General features: G+C 49.5%; 3 protein-coding genes. All 3 read right to left on the bottom strand.

Translation table 11 applies throughout. From position 1 onward, the window contains the following. Window positions 1-316: 316 nt before the first annotated feature. On the bottom strand, window positions 317-2,272 hold the full coding sequence (locus tag NFR98_RS15375; protein WP_026684088.1) for an acetate--CoA ligase: 1,956 nt from the start codon (window positions 2,270-2,272) through the stop codon (window positions 317-319). A 69-nt stretch (window positions 2,273-2,341) separates the two neighbouring features. After that, window positions 2,342-3,892, bottom strand: coding sequence for a class I adenylate-forming enzyme family protein (locus NFR98_RS15370; protein ID WP_251460547.1), 1,551 nt, complete (start codon window positions 3,890-3,892; stop codon window positions 2,342-2,344). Between the two features lie 545 nt (window positions 3,893-4,437). Next, on the bottom strand, window positions 4,438-5,805 hold the full coding sequence (locus tag NFR98_RS15365; RefSeq protein WP_251460544.1) for a sigma-54 interaction domain-containing protein: 1,368 nt from the start codon (window positions 5,803-5,805) through the stop codon (window positions 4,438-4,440). Window positions 5,806-6,459 lie beyond the last annotated feature (654 nt).

Genomic DNA, 6,459 nt, shown 5'->3' with positions numbered 1-6,459 from the left:
CCATTTTTACGACATAGAGCCAACAAAATTTCCAATTCACTTGTTTTTAACCCTTGACATCACACCGTAGGACTTTTGCGGCGCAGGATAATCCGGTGCGCCGGTTTTTTTGCATTCTTGCTGACTTTTCAGGTGCAGCCGCCGGGATTGCGAAAAAATCAACCGCCGCATACTCCTTTTTCCAGTTCGCTTCCGATTCCCTGTAAAACGCTGCAAGGGACCGGCGGGCAAACAGTAACGCCCTTCTTTTTACTGGCGGCCCGGCCGGTTTCCTGTCAAAAATGTGGAGGGCAAACCTTCCTTTTTAAGGCATTGTTTATCTTTCCGCCCTGTGGCTGGCCACCAGCTGTTCAATGCGCGCAATGGTTGCGGGATCCTCGAGGCCGGTCATATCCCCTGTAGCCGCACCGTTTACGACAATTTCCTTTAACAAGCGGCGCATGATTTTCCCGCTCACTGTTTTGGGCAACGTGTCCGTAAACAAAATCGCTTTCGGCACGGCAATTTTCCCGATTTGATCGACAATCCGGGCCTTGATCGCTTCTTTCAGTTCTTCACTTTCCTCCGTCCCGTCGCTCAAACGCACAAAGCAGACCGGCACCTCGCCCTTGATTTCATCCGGCACGCCAATGACAGCGGTTTCAGATACACCCGGGGTTTCGAGCACCGCACTTTCCATTTCCATCGTGCTCAGCCTGTGCCCTGCAACATTGAACGCATCATCCGAACGGCCGGTGACCCATACGTAGCCGTCCTCATCAATCATCGCCAGGTCGCTTGCATAGTAGCAGCCGTCCACCTGGCTGAAATACGAGCCGAGATAACGTTCCGGCTCTTTCCAAAGCGTGCGGCACAGCATCGGAAACGGCTTTTGAATGACAAGGTTTCCGAGCGTCCCCCGCGGCACCGGATTTCCTTCCTGATCGACGACATCGATTACAGCGCCTAAAAACGGCCGGCCCGCAGAACCCGGTTTCATCGGGGTCAGCCAGGCGGCACCGGCAAGCGGCGATCCGGCTGTTTCCGTCTGCCCCCATGTGTTATTCACGCAAATCTTTTTTCTCCCGAGCACTTCATATGTCCACTGCCATGTTTCCGCATCAAACGGCTCGCCGACAAGGGAGACGACATCCAGGCACGATAAATCATATTTTTCAAGCGGATGCTCCCCCATGCTTTTCAACATCCTCAGTGCGGTCGGAGCTGTAAACAATTTGTTCACCCGGTACTTTTCAATGATCCGGTAAAACCGGTCTTTTTCCGGATAATCAATCGCCCCTTCGTAAAAGACGGTTGTGACACCGTTTGAAAGCGCGCCGGCAATGCCCCAAATATGCATCGTAAGCCAGCCGATATCCGCCGAGCACCAGAGCACATCGTCATCGCGATGGTCCATATGGTACTTGGCGTAAATGTAATTTTGCACAACAAACGCCATGCCGGAATGGACTACACCTTTTGGTTTCCCGGTCGTGCCGCTTGTGTAGAACACAATGCCGTACTCATTTGCTTCCAGCCGCTCCGGCTCACAATGGATGCTTGCCTTCCTTGTTTCTTCATGCCACCAATAGTCGCGTCCCGCCTGCATATTAACATCCGTCCTGAGCCGGTCCACCACGACGACCGCTTTGACAGACGGAATGTCCGGCACAACCCGGTCGACTTTTTCCTTGAGAAAAATCTTTTTCCCTCTCCGTTCGGTTGCATCGGCCGTCACGATGACTTTCGGTTCAAAATTCACAAGCCGGTCTTTCAGCGATTTTTCCGAGTATCCGGAAAAAATGGTATTGTAAATCGCGCCAATCCGGAAGCACGCAAGCACGGCGATTGCCGCTTCCGCTAAGTTTGGCAGGAAAATCGCCACGCAGTCGCCTTTTTTTACGCCGAACCCGCGCAGCACATTGCTGAACCGGTTTACTTCTGCAAGCAGCATATGATAAGTGAAAAACTTCGAATCGCCGTTTTCCCCTTCCCATATGAGCGCCGTCCGATTGCCGGCGCCGTTTTCGACATGGCGGTCAAGCAGGTTCACACACGGGTTGCTCACCCCGCCTTCAAAAAAGCGGAACCCGGGGAGGCTGCCTGCCATTGTTTCCTTCCACGGTTCATACCAGGTGAGCTTATTGGCAACGCGCCCCCAAAATACTGCCGGATCCGTTTGCGACAGGCGCAGCAGTTCCTCGAATGCTTCACTTGAACCGATTTCGGTTGAACGGATTTTATCATCACTTGGATAAACGAGTTTGCTTTTGGCAATGCCGCTTTGTTCCATGGACATGCTCCTTTCCGGTGATCGGTCGGAAAAATGAATTTAATTTTTTTAAAAATCTTTTTTATATCTTTATCCCGCGCCAAACTGTTCGCGGAGTTTGAATTTCTGCACTTTTCCGGAAGGCGTGCGCGGAATTTCTTTCACGAAAATGACCTTGCGCGGTTTTTTATAGCTTGCAAGATGGCGTTTGCAAAATTCGGCCACTTCTTTTTCTGTCAGCCGCGCGCCATCTTTTTTTACAATAATGGCGCAAACCGCTTCAATGTACTTCGGATCGGGGATGCCGATCACAGAGACTTCTTTCACCGCTTCGTGGCGGTAAAGCACATCTTCTATTTCGGCAGGATAAATGTTTTCCCCGCCGCTCCGGATCATATCTTTCTTCCTGCCGGCAACGGTCAAAAACCCTTCCGGATCAAAAAAGCCGAGATCCCCTGTTTTGCACCAGCCATCCGCAAACGTCTCCATTGTCGCTTCCGGTTTTTTCCAATATCCTTCTGAAACAGCAGGGCTCTTAATGAGAATTTCCCCTACTTCTCCTGCAGGAAGCGGGTTCCCGGCATCATCTACAATTTGAATCGCAGTCAAAGGCATCGGTTTTCCGACTGTACTGCCTTTTCTTGCGGCATCCTGCGGGTCGAGTGAAGCGGCAATCGGCTGCCCTTCTGTCAAACCGTACACCTGGACGACGCCAATGTGCGGAAAATGCGCCCGGATGCTCTCCAAAGCCCAAGGCATGAGCGGATCCCCGCCGGTGTAAATCGTCTTCAGCGCTTCCAGCCGGTACTGTGCCAAATCCGGCAAATGCAGCATTTCATAGATCATAAATGGGAATAAAAAACAGCATGTTACCCTTTCCTTTTCCATGACGGACAGGACTCTCCGGATCTCGAAGTTTTTGCTTTTTGTAATGATGACGGTCCCGCCCCGCATGAGAACCGGCAAAGCAATGTCTTCCATTGCGCCGACATGGTAGAGCGGCCCTGTTGTCATGGCCGTTTCCCGGGCTGAAAACCCCCATTTCAAAGCTTGAATGGCTGAAAACCAGAATGCCGTATTATGCGTCCAAATTGCACCTTTTGGCCTTCCCGTCGTCCCGGACGTATACATCAGCATCACCGGGTCATTTAAGTGGATGGACGGCACCAAGGGGTCTTCCTGCTCCCCTTCCCCGAGCACGGAAAACGGCTGCGCCCATCCCGGAACGGCTGATGCTCCATCCTGAAGGCAGATCAATTGTTCAACCGGCACCTCGTGCTGAATCGGCTCAATCCGCCCGGTCATACCTGCGTGAAAACATAATATTTTTGTGCCGGAGTCGTTTAAGCAATAGACCAGTTCGGGGCTTGACAAGCGGAAATTCAAGCGGACTGCAATTGCCCCGATTTTCGCCGCCGCAAAATAAAGGCCGAAATACTCAAGGCAGTTATAGAGCAGAATGCCGACCCGGTCTCCTTTCCGAACGCCAAGCTGTGTAAGCTTGTTTGCATAAGCATTGGAAATCGCGTGCAATTCCTTGAAAGTCCATGCTCTTCCGGTTTCTTCCTGCACTGCAGTTTTTCCGGAAACAGCTGGATCCGGATCTTCTGCAATGTTCTTGATCATCCAGCCAACGTGCAACCATGTTCCCCCTTCCCACACTTTGATGCCCTATAAAAAGCAAGAACCATGCCAGCTTGAAAAGAAGCGGAAAACAACATGTACGTGTTGGAAAAGGCGGCCGGGTTTCCCGTTTTCCGAAACGTTCTTTACCAATTTATGATGCAAACAGCGGCTTTATGGCAGAAAAACAGATTCGGAATTTCAGAAGGCCAATCCGGATTTCCGGATGATTAAAAAATAGTGCTCCTGCAAGTGGATGTTCGGGCTTGATGTCAAAACTTAAGTTCATTTTATATAGGGCTTGCTGAACGAATCCGATTCTGAGTTTGTGCCCCATTTGTCTGCAAGCTCTGTCTCAAAATATAGAAGAATTCTTTTGCGAAAAGGGGGATTTGATCTTCTCCATACGTTGAATCGGCTTTCGAGTGCAAGCATTTCCCTGGATTTGTTTAAATGGTTGCCAAAGCTGTCAGCATCCTTTCCAAATCCAGGAATTTCGCTTATTCAGCAAGCCCTATATAGAAGCAATATCTATCCTGATCGTTTGACGTGAAAAACTGCGTTCATTTTACCTCAATACGAAGCTTTTTCATTTTGTCGTAAAGCGTGGAGTGGCCAATCCCGAGGGCTTTTGCCGCCTGTTTTTTATCAAAACAGGCAGCCCGCAGCGCTTCCTCAATCATTTGTTTTTCCGCTGCCTCCATTCTTTCTTTCAAACTGCTTTCTTTTTTTCTGTTTAAGTGTTCACGGATTGCGTCAGGCAGGTCCTTTAACCCGATCGCATCCGAAGAGGCCATGTAGACCGCTGCGTGAACAGCATTTTCCAGTTCGCGGATGTTTCCCGGCCAATTGTACCCTTCGAGCGCGGAGAGGGCTTCAGGGCTGAAACCGGTGACCCTTTTGCCGAGACCGGATGATGCTTTCTTTAGGAAATGCCGCGCCAAAAGTGGGATATCTTCCGCCCTGGTGCGGAGCGGAGGGATATCCAGCTGGATGGCATTGATGCGATAGTACAAGTCTTTTCTGAAACGGTTTTGTTCGACCAGTTCTTTAAGCGGTTGGTTTGTTGCCGCGATGATACGGACATCGATCGGTTTTGGATGGACCGCGCCGACCGGTTCGATTTCTTTTTCCTGTAGCACGCGCAATAGTTTTACCTGCATCATTACCGGCATGTCGCCGATCTCATCGAGAAAAATCGTCCCCCCTTCCGCCGCCTGGAACTTGCCGGGCTTGCCGCCTTTTTTCGCACCGGTGAACGATCCTTCTTCATATCCGAACAGCTCGGATTCCATGAGATGTTCGGGAATCGCGCCGCAGTTGATTTTGATAAACGGACCACTGCTCCGATCGCTAGAGCTGTGAATGCTGTGGGCAACCAGCTCCTTTCCGGTCCCGCTCTCTCCGGTAATCAATACAGTGATATCCCCGCGCGCCACCTTTTTGATTTTTTCTTTCAGGAGCGCCATTTGCCGGGAGGTGCCAATCAGATCGTTGAGCATATATTTTACGCCGGCTGCACGGGGCTGCTTCTCAAGTAAAAACCGGCTTTGCGACAGCATATGCCGGATATGGGTGTTCAGCTTTTGCCAATCGTATAGATCTCTGAAAATGATAATCCCGACAGCCCCGAGAATTTTTCCATCTTCTATGATCGGAATACGGTTTGCGATGACATATTCGCCTCTTAAAAACTGCAGCTGGGCAAGTTCGGCTTTTCCCGTTTTCACCACAAGATGCATTCTTGTATTTTCAATTGTATGGGTCACGTGTTCGCCAATCACTTCGTTTCGTTCCACTTTCAAAAAATCGCAAAAATTACGGCTCATGTAACGGATATAACCTTCGTGATCCACGATCAATGTGCCGGAGTATGTTTTTTCAAACACGATGTCCAATAACCTGGTATTGAGAAACTTTTCGCTGATCATGCCATTCCCCTTTTCCATGCTGAAGTTTATGGACTTGTTTTTGAAAGCGTTTACATAGTTTATTGTACCTGTCCTGGCGTTTAGAATCAACCGTCTTTGCCAGGACGGCGGGAGACCTCGTTCACATGCAAGGCTTTGCATCTCATTGTTGTCTTTTTGACGGCACTTTTAAAAAACAGGCATTTTGCGCGGGATTCCGTTTTTTCTTTTTAATGGGTTTTAAAAAGTACAGTACGTATGAAACCCTCTTTTGTCTGTTTAATAGTTTCTAAGAGACCATGCGTCGTGCCGAAGTTTGCGCACAGAAGCTCTACCATTTTTTATGATTGAGAGGATGAAGGACAAATGATCGGTTCCCTTGCAATGAAATGTCCTTCATCACGATTATGAAGGACAAATGATTAGCTCCCTTGCAACGAAATGTCCTTCATCACGGTTATGAAGGACAAATCACCGGCTCCCCTGCAACGAAATGTCCTTCATCACGGTTATGAAGGACAAATCACCGGCTCCCCTGCAAAGAAATGTCTTTCATCACGGTTATGAAGGACAAATCACCGGCTCCCTTGCAACGAATTGTCTTTCATCACGGTTATGAAGGACAAATCACCGGCTCCCTTGCAACGAATTGTCTTTCATCACGGTTATGAAGGA

Source organism: Weizmannia agrestimuris (assembly GCF_943193165.1).
In the GTDB taxonomy this organism is placed as follows: Bacteria; Bacillota; Bacilli; order Bacillales; family Bacillaceae_C; genus Weizmannia; species Weizmannia faecalis.
The sequence above is the reverse complement of the archived record's forward strand: the minus strand, read 5'-3'. Positions and strand labels throughout refer to the sequence as shown.

What these genes read in the sequence shown, in the direction of transcription:
- NFR98_RS15375 (WP_026684088.1), bottom strand. Translation starts at nt 2,272, where the DNA reads ATGGAACAAAGCGGCATTGCCAAAAGCAAACTCGTTTATCCAAGTGAT.
- NFR98_RS15365 (WP_251460544.1), bottom strand. Translation starts at nt 5,805, where the DNA reads ATGATCAGCGAAAAGTTTCTCAATACCAGGTTATTGGACATCGTGTTT.